Origin of the sequence: Elizabethkingia bruuniana, assembly GCF_002024805.1 — a bacterium.
GTDB lineage: Bacteria > Bacteroidota > Bacteroidia > Flavobacteriales > Weeksellaceae > Elizabethkingia > Elizabethkingia bruuniana.
In genome coordinates, this window is record NZ_CP014337.1 from 2,285,085 (window position 1) to 2,301,633 (window position 16,549).

The following is a 16,549-nucleotide window of genomic DNA, read 5'->3' on the forward strand; positions in this document are numbered from 1 at the left end:
CCCCCCCTTATAACTTATACCGTATCATGCAAACCTACATAAATCCACAGCTTTCCGAATGGAATAATCTTATTCAGCGTCCTGTACAAAAGGCTGAAGACTTACAAAATATTGTACTGACTGTTTTTGAAGATATCAAAAATGAAAAGGACAAGGCATTAATCAATTACACTAAAAAATTCGATAAAGCAAATTTGACTGATATCAAAGTTTCATCTGATGAAATAAATACTGCTATAGCCTCAGTTTCTGAAGAACTTAGACAAGCAATTCAAATGGCAGCCTCAAATATTGAGAAATTTCACGCTTCACAAAAAGAAAGTAAAAATATTATAGAAACTGCTGAAGGGGTAAATTGCTGGCGGGAGGCAAGACCAATTGAAAATGTAGGCATCTATATTCCTGGAGGAAGCGCTCCCCTATTTTCAACGGTTCTTATGTTGGGAATACCAGCTCAGCTGGCAGGGTGTAAAAACATTACATTATGCACTCCTCCTGATGAAAATGGCAATATTAATCCGGCTATACTTTATACAGCTAATCTTATCGGGATAAAAAATATTTATAAGGCTGGTGGTATACAGGCTATAGGCGCAATGACTTTTGGAACCGAAACCATTGAAAAAGCAGATAAAATATTTGGCCCCGGAAACCAATATGTAACTGCAGCAAAACAAGTTGCCCAAAACTTTGGCGTTGCAATAGATATGCCTGCTGGTCCGAGCGAAGTTCTGGTAATAGCAGATACTACTGCTAACCCTGAATTTGTGGCTGCAGATTTACTTTCACAAGCAGAACACGGCGCCGATTCACAAGTAATATTACTGACAACCAATGAAAATATTCTTCAGCAAACGCTGACGCAGATAGAGTGTCAGCTTACTCAATTGCCACGAAAGTCGATAGCATCTCAGGCTCTTCTGCAGAGTCGAGGTATCGTTTTGGGTAGTATTGAAGAATGTATTGCATTTTCAAACCTCTATGCACCGGAACACTTAATTCTGGCTATTGAAAATACTGAAAATTATACTGATAAAATTACCTCTGCAGGATCTGTATTTCTGGGCAACTTCTCATGCGAAAGTGCCGGCGATTATGCATCAGGAACCAACCATACTCTACCCACCAACGGATATGCCCGAAATTATAGTGGTGTATCACTTGATAGTTTTGTCAAAAAAATTACATTTCAAAAAGTTACCGAAAAAGGGATTCAAAATATCGGACCAGGCATTGAAAAGATGGCCGAAGCAGAAGAGCTTTTTGCTCATAAAAATGCTGTTTCTGTTCGTCTGAAATCGCTTAATTCCCAAAACAACACACTTATAAAAGATGAAAAATTTTAATTTAGAAAACCTGGTTCGTCCCAACATCCTGAAACTAAAACCTTATTCTTCTGCCAGAGATGAATACAAAGGAGATACTGGTGTATTTCTGGATGCTAACGAAAACCCTTTCGGTACTCTCAATCGCTACCCCGACCCTTATCAGAAGGAAGTAAAAGAAAAGTTAAGTGCCTTAAAAAGCATTCCTGTATCACAAATATTTTTGGGTAACGGTAGTGATGAAGTCATAGATCTGGTGTTCAGAATTTTCTGTACACCAGGCCGTGACAAAGCTTTAGTATTCACACCTACTTATGGGATGTATGAAGTTTCAGCAAATATTAATGATACTGAACTTTTGCAACTGCCTCTTAACAGCGATTTTCAAATTGATAAAGAATCTATTCTCCCCTTTCTGACAGATGAGAATCTGAAACTTATTTTTATATGTTCTCCTAACAATCCTACAGGTAACAGCATAGAAAATGTAGATTTTATTCTGGAAAATTTCAACGGAATTGTATTCGTGGATGAAGCTTACATTGATTTTAGCGCTCAAAAGAGCTGGACCGAACAACTAAACCAATATCCAAATCTTATCATTAGTCAGACTTTCAGCAAAGCTCGTGGGCTGGCAGCTGTACGTGTTGGCATTGCTTATAGTTCTCCAGAGATTATTGCTTTATTCAATAAAACCAAACCACCCTATAATGTAAGCCAGCTTAATCAGGAAGCCGCTTTAATAGCCTTGTTAGATAATCAAAAATACCAATCCGAAATAAAGACCATTCTCGGAGAAAAAGAACGCCTGGAAAAAGAATTTCTTCAATTGTCGGTTATCAAAAAAATCTATCCGTCTGATGCTAATTTTATTTTAGTTGAAGTGAATGATGCTGATGGAATTTACAATAATTTAGTTCAGCAAAAAATTATTACCAGAAACCGAAATAGTGTAATAGCTAGTTGCATAAGAATTACCATAGGAACAACAGAAGAAAATAACCAGCTGATTACGGCCTTGAGAACTTATAACTAAAAACCTTACAACTTAATAACTTATAGCCTTAGAAAAATGAAAAAAGTCCTATTTATAGACCGTGACGGAACTTTAGTGTTAGAACCAGAAGATTATCAGGTAGACAGCTTTACCAAACTAGAGTTCTACCCTGAAGTATTTCAATATCTTTCAAAAATTGCAAAGGAACTCGATTATGAATTGGTAATGGTAACTAACCAGGACGGATTAGGTACCGATGTTCACCCCGAAGAAAACTTCTGGCCGGTACATCAGTTTATTATCAAAGCTCTTGAAAATGAAGACATTTATTTTTCAGAGATTCTTATTGATAAAACCTTCCCTTCTGAAAACGCTCTTACCCGAAAACCTAATACAGGATTACTTACCCGTTATATCAATAATCCTGAATACGATTTACAAAACTCATATGTAATCGGGGATAGAATCACAGATGTAAAGCTGGCCAAAAACTTAGATTCAAAAGGAATTTTTATTGCTAATGATGAAAATCTTGGAGCTGAAGAAATATCAAAAGAAGAAAGCCTTGAACAATATATTGCTCTAAAAACAACTTCATGGAAAGCGATCTACGAATTCCTGAAGCTAGAATCCCGTACAGCCTCGGTTGAAAGAAATACCAATGAAACAAAAATTAAAATTAAACTGAATCTGGATGGTACCGGAAAATCGAATATACAAACAGGACTTGGATTCTTTGACCATATGCTGGATCAGATTGCCCGCCACGGACAAATGGATTTAGATATAAAGGTGAGTGGTGATCTGGAAGTAGATGAGCACCATACTATAGAAGATACCGCTATTGCATTAGGGGAAGTATTTTCCACAGCTTTGAGTAATAAATTAGGTATTGAACGCTATGGTTTCACCTTACCTATGGACGATTGTCTGGCACAGGTAGCTATAGATTTCGGAGGAAGAAACTGGCTGGTGTGGGATGCTGATTTTAAAAGAGAAAAAATAGGAGAAATGCCTACAGAAATGTTTTACCACTTCTTCAAATCTTTTACCGACGGAGCTAGAGCTAACCTAAACATTAAAGCGGAAGGGCAAAACGAACACCACAAGATAGAAGCTATTTTCAAGGCTTTTGCTAAAGCTATAAAATCTGCTGTAAAGCGTGATCCGGAGAAAATGATACTTCCCTCTACCAAAGGAATGTTATAAAATTAGAAATACGAAGTAAGCCTTGTCAAGGTTTAAAACCTTGACAAGGCTCATCAATCGACATTCGTAATTCTAAATTCTTACTTACTCCTACTTTTAAATTAAAATCATGATTGCTATTGTTAAATATAATGCCGGTAATGTAAAATCTGTTTACAACGCTGTAACCCGATTGGGTTATTACGCAGCGATTACAGATGATCCGGAACTTTTAAAAAATGCAGATAAAGTAATATTCCCCGGGGTGGGAGAAGCTAGCTCCGCTATGAAATATCTACAGGAAAGAGGACTGGACAAAATTATTATTAACCTGAAACAGCCTGTTTTAGGAATATGTCTTGGTCAGCAATTGCTTTGCAGATATTCTGAAGAAGGCAATGTAGATTGTTTGGGTATATTTGATGCCGGAGTGCGAAAATTTCCGGCCGAAGATATAGTTCCACACATGGGCTGGAATACACTTGCCAATCTAAATAGTGTTATTTTTAATAATATTGGAGAAAATGAGGATGTCTACTATGTGCACAGTTATTATTGTGAGCTCTCAGAAGATACAGCCGCTGTTACAAACTATATTCTGCCCTTTTCCGCATCATTTCAGAAAGAAAATTTCTATGCAACGCAGTTCCACCCTGAAAAATCTGCATCAACAGGTGAAGAAATCCTAAAGAATTTTCTAAGTTTATAAAAAAATTAACTGTATATGAAAAAACTTTATGTTTCACTATTAGCCGCCTTTGCAATTCTTCAGGTTTCGGCGCAGGAAAAGTCTTATTTTCTATCGGGTCCTTCACTAAGTCCAGATGGAAAAACTGCTTATTTTTCCTATGACGGAGATATCTGGAAAGTAGACTCCAATGGTGGAAATGCCTCCAGAATTACTGCTTTAGAAGGAGAAGAGATAAATCCACGTATTTCTCCTGACGGAAAATGGCTTGCATTCAGCTCCAATCAGTACGGAAATTATGATGTCTATCTAATGCCTGCAGAAGGTGGAACTATAAAGCAATTAACCTTTCACACAGGAAAAGATGAAGTAGAAAACTGGGGATGGGACAGCAAAACTATTTACTTTACTTCAAGCAGAAATAATAATTTCGGCAGTTTCAAAACAACTATAGAAGGGAAAACTCCGCAAAAGCTTTTCAACAATTATTTTAATAATACCAATGGTCTTGCAGAAACTCCTGCGGGGGAATATCTTTTCACTAGCTCTATGGAAAGTGCGAATCAGACATACCGTAAGCGTTACAAAGGAGAAAATAACCCTGATATTCTGGGTTATAATCCAAAAGCCAGTACTTTTAAACAATACACCAATTACGAAGGAAAAGATTTCAATCCAAGTGTAGATAAAAACGGTATTATTTATTTTATCTCTGATGAGAATAATAACGAATACAATCTTTATAAGATAGAGAATGGTAAAAAAGTAGCGTTAACACAATTTGACGCGTCTATTAAAAAACCTTTTGTTGCAGCAAACGGATCTAAGGTAATCTTCGAAAAAGACTATCAGCTTTACATATATGATGTAGCTTCAAAAAACACAAAACTTTTGAATGCTAGTCTGAATACAAATAAAACATTGGAAAAAGAGCAGAACTTTAGTGTAGACAATACTATTTCCTATTACGATGTGTCACCTGACGGTAAAAAAATGGCTTTTGTAAGCCGCGGTGTACTGTTTGTTTCAGATGTTGAAGGAAAATTCACACAGCAAGTTTCTGACGGCAAAGAGCGTGTAATGGAAGTAAAATGGTTAAAAGATAACCGCACATTACTTTTCAGTCAGACCGATAAAGGCTATCAGAACTGGTTTACAATTTCTGCAGACGGAAAAGGACAACTAAAGCAATTAACTCACGATGCCCGCAATAACCGCAGTATCACACTTAATAATGATCTTTCAAAAGCTGTTTATTTAAGCGGCCGTGATGAAGTCAGATTATTGGATTTAAAAACCTTTAATTCCAATACTATTGTAAAAGATGAGATTTGGGCATTCCAAAATTCAAGACCTTCTTTTTCACCGAATAATGAATATGTATTATTCTCTGCAAAAAGAAATTTTGAACTGGACATCTTTGTCTACAACATTAAGAAAGGTCAGACCATAAATCTTACCAATACCGGAGTTTCTGAGGAAGATCCTTATTGGTCACCAAATGGGAAGTATATCTACTTTGCAAGTGACAGAACCAACCCATCCTACCCTCTAGGTATGCAGAAATCCAATATTTACCGTATGGCTCTGGATTGGTTCGACGAGCCTTATAAATCTGAAAAGTTTGATAAACTTTTTACAGAGGAAGCAAAGGAATCTAAACCTGCAGACACTGCAAAGGACACAAAAAACAGTAAGGATAAAAAGGCTAAAGAAACTAAAAAAGAAGAAGTTACTGACAAAAAAGAAGAGAAAGAACCTGTAATTAAGGAATTAAAAGTTAACCCCGAATATGCTCTGGAAAGAATTGAACTGGTAACTGACAGATATGGTTATCAAGAAGATCCAACAGTTTTCGCTGATGATAAAAAAGAAATTCTGTTGTATAATTCCAATCAGGACAACGGAAAAAGGCAACTTTATAAAAAGATTTTCACTGATTTTGAACCTGCGAAATCCGAGAAGGTATTTGATAAAGCAGCTTATTATATCACAAAGAATAATAAAAATCTTTTTGCATTAATAGAAGGTAATATTTATAAAATGTCTTTAGCGGCTTTAAAACCTGAAAAAGTAAACATCCAGTATACTTTTAATAAAGATCTGGCTTCGGAATTTACTCAGATGTATGATGAAACCTGGACAGGTGTTGAGGAAAACTTTTATGACGAGAAATTCCACGGCATTAACTGGAAAGCTAAAAAGGAACAATATGCCAAGTACGTTCCGTATGTAAACAACAGAAATGATCTGAGAATTTTACTGAATGACCTTCTGGGGGAGCTTAATTCTTCACACACCGGATTCTCTTCAGTCGGAAAAGAAGAAACCAAACAGCTGAATTACTTTACAAACGAAACAGGAATTATCTTTAAGAAAGACCAGCCTTATACAGTAGAAAGTATTGTACGGAAATCACCTGCATTCCTGTCCGGAGTGGACATTAAGCCGGGAGATCAGTTAGTAACTGTAAATGGCAAAAATATCGATACCCGTGAAAACCGTGAATCTTATTTTGCTACTCCTAAAAAATTGGATGAATTAGTTCTTACTTTCAACCGTGGTGGAAAAAACATCACAACAAAAGTACATCCTATTTCGAATATGGAGTTAAAAGGATTGCTTTATGATGACTGGATTTTCACCAACCGTCAGCGTGTTAACCAGCTTAGTAACAATCGTATTGCTTATTCGTATATGAAAAATATGTCTACAGATGAGCTGGATCGCTTCCTACTGGATATGGTAGAACAGGAGAACAGAAAAGATGCTGTCATTCTCGATTTGCGATATAACACAGGTGGAAACGTTCATGATAAAGTACTAAACTTCTTATCACAGAAACCTTATCTGCAGTGGAAATACCGTGAAGGAAAAATGACAACACAGCCAAACTTTGCTCCTTCCGGAAAGCCTATAGTATTACTAATTAATGAAAGTTCTTTAAGTGATGCAGAGATGACAGCAGCCGGGTTTAAAGCCTTGAAACTTGGAAAAATTATAGGACAGGATACTTACCGCTGGATCATCTTTACTTCAGGAAAAGGTCTTGTAGATGGATCTTCTTACAGACTACCTTCCTGGGGAACTTATACACTGGACGGACAGAATCTGGAAAAGACTGGTGTAAAACCAGACATTTATATTAAAAACACCTTTATGGACCGACTACAGGGGAATGATCCACAACTTGACCGGGCCATTCAGGAAATATTAAAAGATTTAAAAAAATAAAATGCGAATAATCCCGGCTATAGATATTATTGAAGGAAAATGTGTACGCCTGTCACAAGGAGATTATGACACCAAGAAAATTTATAATGAAAATCCTCTGGAAGTAGCCAAAGAGTTTGAAGACTATGGAATCCGGTATCTGCATCTTGTGGATCTGGATGGTGCAAAATCTAAACAGATTATCAACTACAGAACACTGGAAGAATTAGCATCAAAGACTTCATTACAGATTGATTTTGGTGGTGGTATCAAGTCTCAAAAAGATATTGATATTGCCTTTGAATGTGGTGCTAAACAAATTACCGGTGGAAGTATAGCTGTACAGGAGCCTGAAATATTTACTAAATGGATTGAGGTTTATGGGTCAGAGAAAATAATTTTGGGGGCCGATTGTAAAAATCGAAAAATTGCTACCCATGGCTGGCTGGAATCTTCGGAACTGGATGTTATAGATTTTATCTGGGATTATAAGCAAAAAGGTATTTCTTACGTTATATGTACAGATATTGCAAAAGATGGTATGCTGGAGGGAACCTCTAATAAGTTGTATAAAGAAATACTAGCAGACACTGATGTAAAACTTATTGCTTCCGGTGGAGTTTCCAATATAGAGGATCTGTATCTTCTTAAAGAAATAGGTTGTGAGGGTGCTATTCTCGGGAAAGCCATTTATGAGGGAAGAATAAAACTAAAAGAGCTTCGTGAATTAATTTCATAAATGAAGTATTGCAAATTTTAATGAAACGGATGAAATATTTAAAACTGATAGGTATACTGCTGTTATTTTCAGCAAAGCTAAAAGCTCAAACGGATGCCATTAATATTATTCAGAGACCAATAGAATTCAATCAGGTGCGTATTGATCTTAGTCTCGACTATATGCGCACCCATTATGGCATTGTACAGAAAGCACCAACAATAAATCCTTTAATGATTGTACTTCATTATACAGAAGTTGGTACGTTGGAGCATAATATCCGGTATTTTAATAATACTTACCTCAACGGGCGTAAAAATCTGTCTCGTGAAAGTGCACTGAATGTCTCTTCACAATTCATTATTGATCGTGATGGCAGCATTTATCAGTTAATGCCACCTAATCAGTTTGCAAGACATACGATAGGACTTAATTATTGTGCTATAGGTGTTGAGAATATCGGAGGTAGTAAACAGCCTCTGACAGAAGCACAGGTAGAAGCCAATGCAAAACTGATCCGCTACCTTACCAAAAAGTATTCTATACAGTATCTTATTGGTCATTCCGAATATGGTACATTCCGGAGTTCATCTCTATGGAAAGAGAAGAATCTTAATTATTTTACTGAAAAGTATGATCCCGGAGCTGGTTTTATGCAAAAAGTAAGAGCCAAGATCCAGGATCTTCATTTGAAAAGTACCCCATAATAAAGGATGAGAAATATTTAATAATCTGAGAAAAAGTAATAACGTAAAGAGCGAACCAAAGACATGCTAAAAAAGAGAATCATACCCTGCCTGGATATAAAAGACGGAAGAACCGTAAAGGGCATTAACTTCGAGGGATTACGCGATGCCGGTGATCCGGTAGTATTGGCTCAGAAATATGTAGAAGAAGGAGCAGATGAACTGGTATTTCTGGACATTTCTGCTACGCAGGAAAAACGTAAAACATTGGCTGATTTAGTCGAAAGGATTGCGCAGGAAATTAATATTCCGTTTACTGTAGGCGGTGGAATCAACTCCGTAGAAGATGCGGCAACTATTATAAAAGCAGGTGCTGATAAAATTTCTGTAAACTCTTCAGCAGTTAAAGATCCGCAGCTGATCAGTGATCTCGCAGCTCGTTTTGGCAGTCAGTGTGTTGTTGTCGCCATAGATACCAAAAGTATGAATGGTACAGAAAAAGTATTTGTAAGCGGTGGAAAAATAGAAACGGAGCTTGAAACCTTAATCTGGGCAAAAGAAGCTGAAACACTGGGTGCCGGAGAAATCCTGCTAACGTCTATGAATGCTGACGGTACAAAGGCAGGATTTGCATTGGATATTACACAGCAAATTGCCCAGCTAGTCAATATCCCTATAATTGCATCCGGAGGAGCCGGTAAAATGGAAGACTTTAAAGAAGTTTTTGAGCAAACCAAAGCCAGTGGTGCTTTAGCAGCGAGTATATTTCACTTTGGTGAAGTACCAATTCCACAACTTAAACAATATCTAACTCAACAAAATATTCCGGTAAGATGGAAATAGATTTTAATAAAAACAAAGATGGTTTAGTTCCGGTTATTATCCAGAACTATTTGACTGAGCAGGTTCTTATGCTGGGTTATATGAATCCTGAAGCCTATAGCAAAACCAAAGAAGAAGGAAAAGTTACCTTCTTTTCCCGCTCAAAAAACAGGTTATGGACAAAAGGAGAAACTTCCGGGAATTTTCTGGAAGTAAAAGAAATCTTATTAGATTGCGATCAGGATACTTTACTGATTAAAGTAAAACCCAATGGTCCTACTTGCCATACTGGCAGTACCTCTTGCTTTGGTGATCAGTCCAAAAAAGGTTTTGTGTATGAATTGCAACAGGTAATCTCTGACAGAATCGATAACAATGTCGAAAGCTCCTATACCAATCAACTATACAAAAGAGGTATTAATAAAGTAGCTCAAAAAGTTGGTGAAGAAGCCGTGGAGGTAGTAATTGAAGCTAAAGACAATAATGACGATTTATTTAAAAATGAATCAGCGGACCTACTTTACCACTATCTTATTCTTTTAAAAGCAAAAGGTTTTTCACTAGAAGACATTGAAGCGGTATTACGCGAAAGACATTAATAAGTACGAAGTTAGAAGTAAAAATAAGAAAGAGAACGTTTAATACACAAGTATTCTATATAAAAACAGTACCTCTTTCCATCAAATATAGCACGGGGAAGACCGTGCTATTTTCTCTAAAACTCCTCCCATCCGCCATTTTGCGGATCATATTTCACGAATTCTTCTGTGTCTGTAAATTCTGAGGCTGTCATTCCAGCTTCAAAAATAGCGTCCTGACTCCATGTTGCAATAAAGTATAGCCCTCTGTCAGTAAGCAATACATCTACCCCATGTTCTTTATTTTTATATTCCAAACCATGCTCACTCTCTTTAATCAATTCATATCCATAACCTTCAAGTCTTTTCTTTAGCTTATTGAATTGCTCTTCTGTAAAAGGTTCCAGATTTTCTTCATGGTCGAAAAAGTTCTCATCTTTTGACAATTGCTCCCTTTCTTTGGTTTCAGTTCTGAATAATTGAATGTCGTAACTCATACTTTTTTATACTAAATAGTTATTTAACTCGGGATTCAACTTAACACAAAGTCACAAGAAACGATGAGCATTGTAACGCTTTATCCTGTCTTTGTATAATATTTTTTGCTCTATGTATAGAATAAATCAGACTTTAGGTTTACGTTACTTATAATGCTGGAAAATTCCGAAATCACTTGGTGTCCATAGTGCTGCTTTTTGTCCGGCAGTTTTCAGTCCGTCGTTTGCCCATGTATTACAGGTATACAGGAAATTGTAACTACCTTTTGCATCATAAAAAGCATCATCATTGCCATATACAGCATTAGTAGGTATAAACATATAATTTCCTTGCTGATCTTTATCAAATTTACTATCAATATATTCTACAAGTCTCTTGTATTGTGCCACAGTAAGCATAATCTTTTTACAGTCCTCTCCTTCTTTCATTCCTCTGTAATAGGTCGCATGCATTGCAGATTGTCCCATCCAGAAAGCAGCTTTAAAAGCTGTAGAAAATTTCAGATCTGCCCATGTCGGAGTATCCAGATAAAAACCCTTATCTCCCCATCCAAAAGCTATATAATTAAAATCAGTATTCTTACCTTTAGTCTGTGAGAAAAGAATCTTTTGACTCCAATCCATTAATTCATTCTTTACAGGAACAACCAGATCCGTGTGAACTCCATTGGTCATAATATAAGCTTCTATTAGCTTTGGGTCATCTGTTTTCTCAGCCTTCACAGGAATATAAGGAATTAAATAGCCTAATAAGAGATATAAAATCACTATACTAATGATACTACCCATCAATTTAAGCGACCATATTAAAATTTTACGCATAATTCTATCATATTAACATTTGATAAAAATAAAATATTAATTCAGATATTTTGTTGTTTTTATAACAAAAACCGTATTTTTTTAATACAGCATAAATAACATAATTAAAAACAAAAAGACTGTCTTTTGGGACAGTCTTTTCTCTTAAATGCTTTAAAATTATTTGGCTCTTACACAATGAATATTTGTTCAATAACTTCTCTGTAAGGTTTCTAATGCCTATAAATATATAGTTATAAAAAAACCATGTAAAGCACTAAATTATGGAGTACATGGTATACTTTGTATACCTATTGCATCACCATTGATTAAAGTAGAACCAACCCCTGCAAACTGAGATACAATAACATTATTACCTGATGTATTCCATTTTACAGTATTAAAACTATTTCCAGGCACCAGTACTAATGGATACAAACGTCCTTGTGAAGCTTTAGCTCCATACATTGAAACTTTTCCGTCCTTGTTTACAACTACTCTTACTACTGGTGCTGAAGCATTTCCATTCATAAACCAAACCTTATCAATTCCTCCACTTTCATATTTGGAACCATCTGCAAAATAAATCCCCCGGCTTCCTGCAAAATAGATTTCATTTTCAGCTATTTTAATACCATTAATGGTAAGATTAAATGAGTCATCTAGTTTATAAATATCGAATATTATCCCCAAATCTGATGCTGGCAATGTCAGCGTTTTAGAGTTTCCATTAGCAGTATTAATATCTGTTCTGTACAACTCTTTTCTACAAGGTCCAAGCTTTACAACTAAGTTATATTTATTACCAGGAGTGATATCGATATTATTTATACTAAAATTATCCTGAGGTGTGCCACCTACAATTAGTGTACCAATATCCAGTTTTGCAGGATTGGTATTTGCTACGTTATTAGAGATTAGAATATTGGAATCACTAGTTACTTTTTGACTACCTAATGTTTTAAAGTTAAGAACCGGTACACTAGAACCTGAAGCATTATAGGTAAGACTTCCATCCGACAGATTCATATCTGCAGAAGTCCCTACAGGACTAATTCTGGCATTATTTACTAAAGAAACATTCCCTACACCTGTAGCGTCTATAACTGTAGTAATATTGGTAAACTTATGCTTTAGTACAACATCAATATAATTTTTTCCGTTACCAGATACCATCATGTTTTTACTGAAATACATAAGATCACCGTTGATTCCGCTTAACTTGTCCGTAGCCAATGTTCTTGTACCACTAGCTACAGAAGGCACTGTAGTAGTACTATTAACAGAATAGGCAACAAAAGTATAGGTTTTATCTCCGTCTAACATAAAACCTTGCTGATCATTTGTATTGTTGACTTTATAAGTAAATGTCTTTTCATCAACAAAACTTCCATCAGTTTTGTATACTACAACTTTATATATTACATTATTACCAAGTTCTGTTATCAAAGGAATACCTGCTACAGGGTTTACAGATGCCTGCGTTCCAAATACAGGGCGCTCCGGAGTAAGCGTTACTGTTGCGTTAGTCATTCCATCAAAAGGAACTACAAACTGTTGCACTCTTGTAGCGGTTACTTCTGAACCTCCTGTAGTTGCTGTTTTTGCCACAGAGCTCTCTTCAATCGCTGTCCCCGTCAAATTTACAATTACATTGAAAGGAGTTCCATTATTATTATTTTCATCAGTAATTGCATTATCTGTGCCTCTACATGATGTTATCCATAAACATAGTACTATGAATAAAATATTAGATTTTCTTGTATTTATATTTTTTTTCATTTTTATATTACTTAGTTAAAAGAGATTTATACCTTAATATTTCTATAACCATTCAACATCATGTATTTCATCATCTTTAATTTCCCATTCATCTTTTACCTGACCATTAATGTTTGGAGGAATAGTATAAGCAGAGCCAGCAGCAATTCCTTGTTCTATTTTCAAAAACTCGACCTCAATTCTGGGTGGTAAATAATCCATTTCAAGGATATTTCCTTTTAATTCATTTTTTGTAATCATTTTGTTTATGTTCTATTTGTTTTATTATTATTTGGGAATAACAATTCTCACCAAAAGTGAATACACATCAGTAATATATAGCAGTAGCTATGAAGCAGAATGTCAGAAACAGAGACAATGTCACTGTCAAAATAAATTCGGGAGAATTGATAATGAAAGCAAAGACTATCCAAGGGGATTAAATAATCGTATATACCCTAATTAGTCTTAATAGTGATAAGTATTATCACTCAAGTTTTAACCCGAGAAAGGTTTTTATTTTGTTAAAAATCATCATAATTATGTTTGTAAGTGTTTTAATTTGTGTTGCAAAATTATATTGTACTCTAAAACAAAAAAATGACAGATATCTGTCATTTTTTTATGACACACATAAGAATATTATTTTTTTTGGTGACCATATAAGCAATTAGATCTCTATTATATAGGAGAAATTCTAATCTTAATTTTGGGAGAATAAAAATTTCTGTATTTTAGCGGCCATTACACTAAACTACTTACAGGAGACATTTACATGACAGAAAGCTTTGTACTTTTAATGCTATTAGGATTTGGTATCGGAACTTTAGGAACATTAATCGGAGCCGGTGGCGGCTTTATTCTCGTTCCTATCCTTATTCTCTTTTATCCGGACCTGTCACCGGAAAGTATTACAGCAATATCTATGGCGGTAGTTGCAGCCAATGCCTCTGTAGGCTCTATGGCTTATATGCGGACTAAAAGAATAGATTATAAGGCAGGAATTATTTTCGCAATTGCTACTATTCCGGGATCTATACTAGGAGTTCTGACCACCAAACACATCCCAAAACATCAGTTTGATAATATTTTTGGTATTGTATTAATTATTCTTTCCATATTTCTTTTTCTGAGAGGGGGAAAAGAGAAAAAGAACAGTAGTGAAAAGAAAGTTACAGGTAGAATTCATCAGAAAATTACAGATAAGTATGGTGAAACTTATGAATATATCTACAATATGAAATATGGTATAGCCCTTAGTATATTTGTAGGCTTCTTCTCCCCTCTTCTAGGGATTGGCGGTGGTATTATTCATGTACCAGCAATGGTGGAATGGTTACAGTTCCCGGTACATATAGCTACAGCAACATCGCATTTTATTCTGGCGATTATGTCCACTGTAAGCGTTATAGTACATTATTTCGAAGGTAGCTACAATGACCCAAAGATTCTGAAGATGGTAGCTGCTCTTATTTTGGGCGTTATTCCCGGAGCCTTCTTGGGTGCATATTTTTCCAGAAAGGTAAAAGGGAAATTCATTATAAAAGCTCTGGCTATTTCACTGGCTCTTGTAGGTATTCGTATTCTTATTGCCAGTCTGCACCTTCTTTAAATACGGCTTAAATTTATTTTTATTCCTTTCAGTAAGTTAATTCTTCCACTCGGCTGATTGTTTTTGATGAGCTCAGGGCATTTCCTGAATTTTGTTTCATAAAATAAAAGCTATGGAAACATTTATTAAAACACTTATCTACATTCATGCATTTTTCGGCGGTATCGGGCTTATAGCAGGATTTGCAACTATTATTGTAAAAAAAGGTTCATCCAATCACAAACTCTTTGGAAAGGTATTTTCCGCAGGAATGCTTGTCAGCTCTTTACTATCCCTTATCGTTGCTCAAATGCCTCATCACAAAAATCTCTTTTTATTCCTTATCGGAATATTTACTATTTATATGATTCTTGCCGGAAATGCAGCATTAAGTTTCAAATCCAGATCAAAAGAATCTGCATCCGTTAAAGACTATGCAATATCATATATAATGCTTCTTAGCGGAATTCTTATGGTTATTATGGCTGTTATCAACTGGTCAGTAAACCAACAGTTCTCTATACTATATCTTATCTTCGGCGGCCTTGGTATCCTAATGAGCAGCAGAGATATTTCATTCTATAAAAATCTGAAGAATGTCCGGAACAAATGGATACACCATCATATCGGGAAAATGTCCGGAGCACTTATAGCATCTGTAACAGCATTTATTGTAGCAGGGCTTCATTACGGAAATATCATTGGATGGCTGGCTCCTACCGTATTGGGATCATTCTATATATCTTATTGGATCAAGAAGACTAAAGTAAAAACAAGAACTTCCAATTATTGATTTCATAGATTAATATTATAGTTGACATTGCCCCTCTTTCGATAGTATCTTTGTATAAAAATAAATATGAGCACAGATAATAAATTACATATTGAGGTTTGGAGTGATGTTGTATGTCCTTTCTGCTTTATCGGAAAAAAACATTACGAACAGGCTTTAGCACAATTTGAGCATGCTGACGATGTTGTACTGGAATGGAAAAGTTACCAATTGGATCCAGAGTTTGTACAGCCTGATGAAAGATATGATCTGGAAGAAGGTCTTGCTAAAAAGTATAACAGGCCTGTAGAAGCTATCCATGCAATGCAGCAGCAGATTGCTAATACAGCTAAGGAATCAGGCTTGGATTTCGATTTTAGTAAAGCAGTTACTTTTAATACATTTCAGGCGCACAGAGTACTTCATAAAGCGAAGGAAAAAGGATTGGGTGATAAAGCAAAAGAAGCATTCTTTTCAGACTATTTTGAAAAAGGACAAGACCTCGGTAACACCGATGTATTAAAAGCTGAAGCGCTGAGAATAGGACTTACTGAGGAAGACTTTAATGATGCTATCAATAATGACGATTATGCCTATAAAGTAAAACAAGATATTCAGGAAGCCTACGAACTAGGCGTTACAGGAGTACCATTCTTTGTTTTCAATCGTAAGTATGCAGTATCGGGAGCACAACCTTCGGATGCTTTCCTTAATACATTGAAAGCTTCTTATGACGACTGGAAAGAAAAACAAAAAACAACACCGTTTATCAATGTATCGGAGCAAGGCGCTTCATGCGATATTAACGGAAATTGTGATTAAATAAACATGAGGCCTCACAGGATTACCTGTGAGGTTTTTATTACAACTGCTACAACAAGCAAAATTCCCTGCAAATAATTATAAACATGT

The 16,549-nt window shown here is 35.6% G+C and carries 16 protein-coding genes; 12 read left to right on the forward strand and 4 right to left on the reverse strand.

The features are described 5' to 3' along the window. Positions 1–26: 26 nt before the first annotated feature. From hisD to hisIE, 9 genes are all read left to right on the forward strand, one after another. Positions 27–1,346 carry a histidinol dehydrogenase gene (gene hisD / locus AYC65_RS10650; RefSeq protein ID WP_034869210.1) on the forward strand — a complete coding sequence of 440 codons (1,320 nt, stop codon included), beginning with the start codon at positions 27–29 and terminating at the stop codon, positions 1,344–1,346. After that, positions 1,333–2,361: a histidinol-phosphate transaminase gene (gene hisC, locus AYC65_RS10655; protein WP_034869212.1), complete on the forward strand. Its 1,029-nt coding sequence runs from the start codon at positions 1,333–1,335 to the stop codon at positions 2,359–2,361. Before hisD ends, hisC begins: the two co-directional genes overlap by 14 nt. A gap of 36 nt (positions 2,362–2,397) precedes the next feature. Then, positions 2,398–3,531: a bifunctional histidinol-phosphatase/imidazoleglycerol-phosphate dehydratase HisB gene (hisB, locus tag AYC65_RS10660; RefSeq protein WP_034869214.1), complete on the forward strand. Its 1,134-nt coding sequence runs from the start codon at positions 2,398–2,400 to the stop codon at positions 3,529–3,531. Between the two features lie 109 nt (positions 3,532–3,640). Then, positions 3,641–4,219 carry an imidazole glycerol phosphate synthase subunit HisH gene (gene hisH, locus AYC65_RS10665; protein ID WP_034869215.1) on the forward strand — a complete coding sequence of 193 codons (579 nt, stop codon included), beginning with the start codon at positions 3,641–3,643 and terminating at the stop codon, positions 4,217–4,219. 15 nt (positions 4,220–4,234) lie between these two features. Beyond that, positions 4,235–7,432, forward strand: coding sequence for a S41 family peptidase (locus AYC65_RS10670; protein WP_034869216.1), 3,198 nt, complete (start codon positions 4,235–4,237; stop codon positions 7,430–7,432). A gap of 1 nt (position 7,433) precedes the next feature. Next, positions 7,434–8,150, forward strand: coding sequence for a 1-(5-phosphoribosyl)-5-[(5-phosphoribosylamino)methylideneamino]imidazole-4-carboxamide isomerase (gene hisA, locus AYC65_RS10675; RefSeq protein WP_034869217.1), 717 nt, complete (start codon positions 7,434–7,436; stop codon positions 8,148–8,150). Positions 8,151–8,179: 29 nt separating this feature from the next. Further along, positions 8,180–8,836, forward strand: coding sequence for a peptidoglycan recognition protein family protein (locus tag AYC65_RS10680; protein WP_034869218.1), 657 nt, complete (start codon positions 8,180–8,182; stop codon positions 8,834–8,836). A gap of 63 nt (positions 8,837–8,899) precedes the next feature. Further along, a complete protein-coding gene (gene hisF, locus AYC65_RS10685; RefSeq protein ID WP_034869220.1) occupies positions 8,900–9,658 on the forward strand; it encodes an imidazole glycerol phosphate synthase subunit HisF in 759 nt (252 codons plus the stop codon). Continuing rightward, positions 9,649–10,236: a bifunctional phosphoribosyl-AMP cyclohydrolase/phosphoribosyl-ATP diphosphatase HisIE gene (gene hisIE / locus AYC65_RS10690; protein WP_034869222.1), complete on the forward strand. Its 588-nt coding sequence runs from the start codon at positions 9,649–9,651 to the stop codon at positions 10,234–10,236. Before hisF ends, hisIE begins: the two co-directional genes overlap by 10 nt. 116 nt (positions 10,237–10,352) lie before the next feature. Here hisIE and AYC65_RS10695 read toward each other — a convergent pair whose 3' ends face one another. The 4 genes from AYC65_RS10695 to AYC65_RS10710 all read right to left on the reverse strand — a co-directional run bounded on the left by AYC65_RS10695 (position 10,353) and on the right by AYC65_RS10710 (position 13,535). Beyond that, a complete protein-coding gene (locus AYC65_RS10695) occupies positions 10,353–10,712 on the reverse strand; it encodes a hypothetical protein (protein ID WP_034869223.1) in 360 nt (119 codons plus the stop codon). A gap of 144 nt (positions 10,713–10,856) precedes the next feature. After that, positions 10,857–11,534 carry a TIGR02117 family protein gene (locus AYC65_RS10700; RefSeq protein WP_034869224.1) on the reverse strand — a complete coding sequence of 226 codons (678 nt, stop codon included), beginning with the start codon at positions 11,532–11,534 and terminating at the stop codon, positions 10,857–10,859. Between the two features lie 261 nt (positions 11,535–11,795). Next, positions 11,796–13,295 (reverse strand): hypothetical protein, encoded by a 1,500-nt coding sequence (locus AYC65_RS10705; RefSeq protein ID WP_034869225.1) that lies wholly within the window; start codon positions 13,293–13,295, stop codon positions 11,796–11,798. Positions 13,296–13,337: 42 nt separating this feature from the next. Continuing rightward, a complete protein-coding gene (locus AYC65_RS10710) occupies positions 13,338–13,535 on the reverse strand; it encodes a hypothetical protein (protein WP_034869226.1) in 198 nt (65 codons plus the stop codon). Between the two features lie 514 nt (positions 13,536–14,049). On the opposite strand from AYC65_RS10710, the gene AYC65_RS10715 reads away from it, so the two are divergent. The 3 genes from AYC65_RS10715 to AYC65_RS10725 all read left to right on the forward strand — a co-directional run bounded on the left by AYC65_RS10715 (position 14,050) and on the right by AYC65_RS10725 (position 16,459). Beyond that, positions 14,050–14,886: a sulfite exporter TauE/SafE family protein gene (locus tag AYC65_RS10715; RefSeq protein ID WP_034869227.1), complete on the forward strand. Its 837-nt coding sequence runs from the start codon at positions 14,050–14,052 to the stop codon at positions 14,884–14,886. A gap of 112 nt (positions 14,887–14,998) precedes the next feature. Next, positions 14,999–15,658 (forward strand): hypothetical protein, encoded by a 660-nt coding sequence (locus AYC65_RS10720; RefSeq protein ID WP_034869228.1) that lies wholly within the window; start codon positions 14,999–15,001, stop codon positions 15,656–15,658. A 66-nt stretch (positions 15,659–15,724) separates the two neighbouring features. Further along, complete coding sequence (locus tag AYC65_RS10725) at positions 15,725–16,459, forward strand: DsbA family oxidoreductase (RefSeq protein WP_034869230.1); 735 nt, start codon at positions 15,725–15,727, stop codon at positions 16,457–16,459. Positions 16,460–16,549 lie beyond the last annotated feature (90 nt).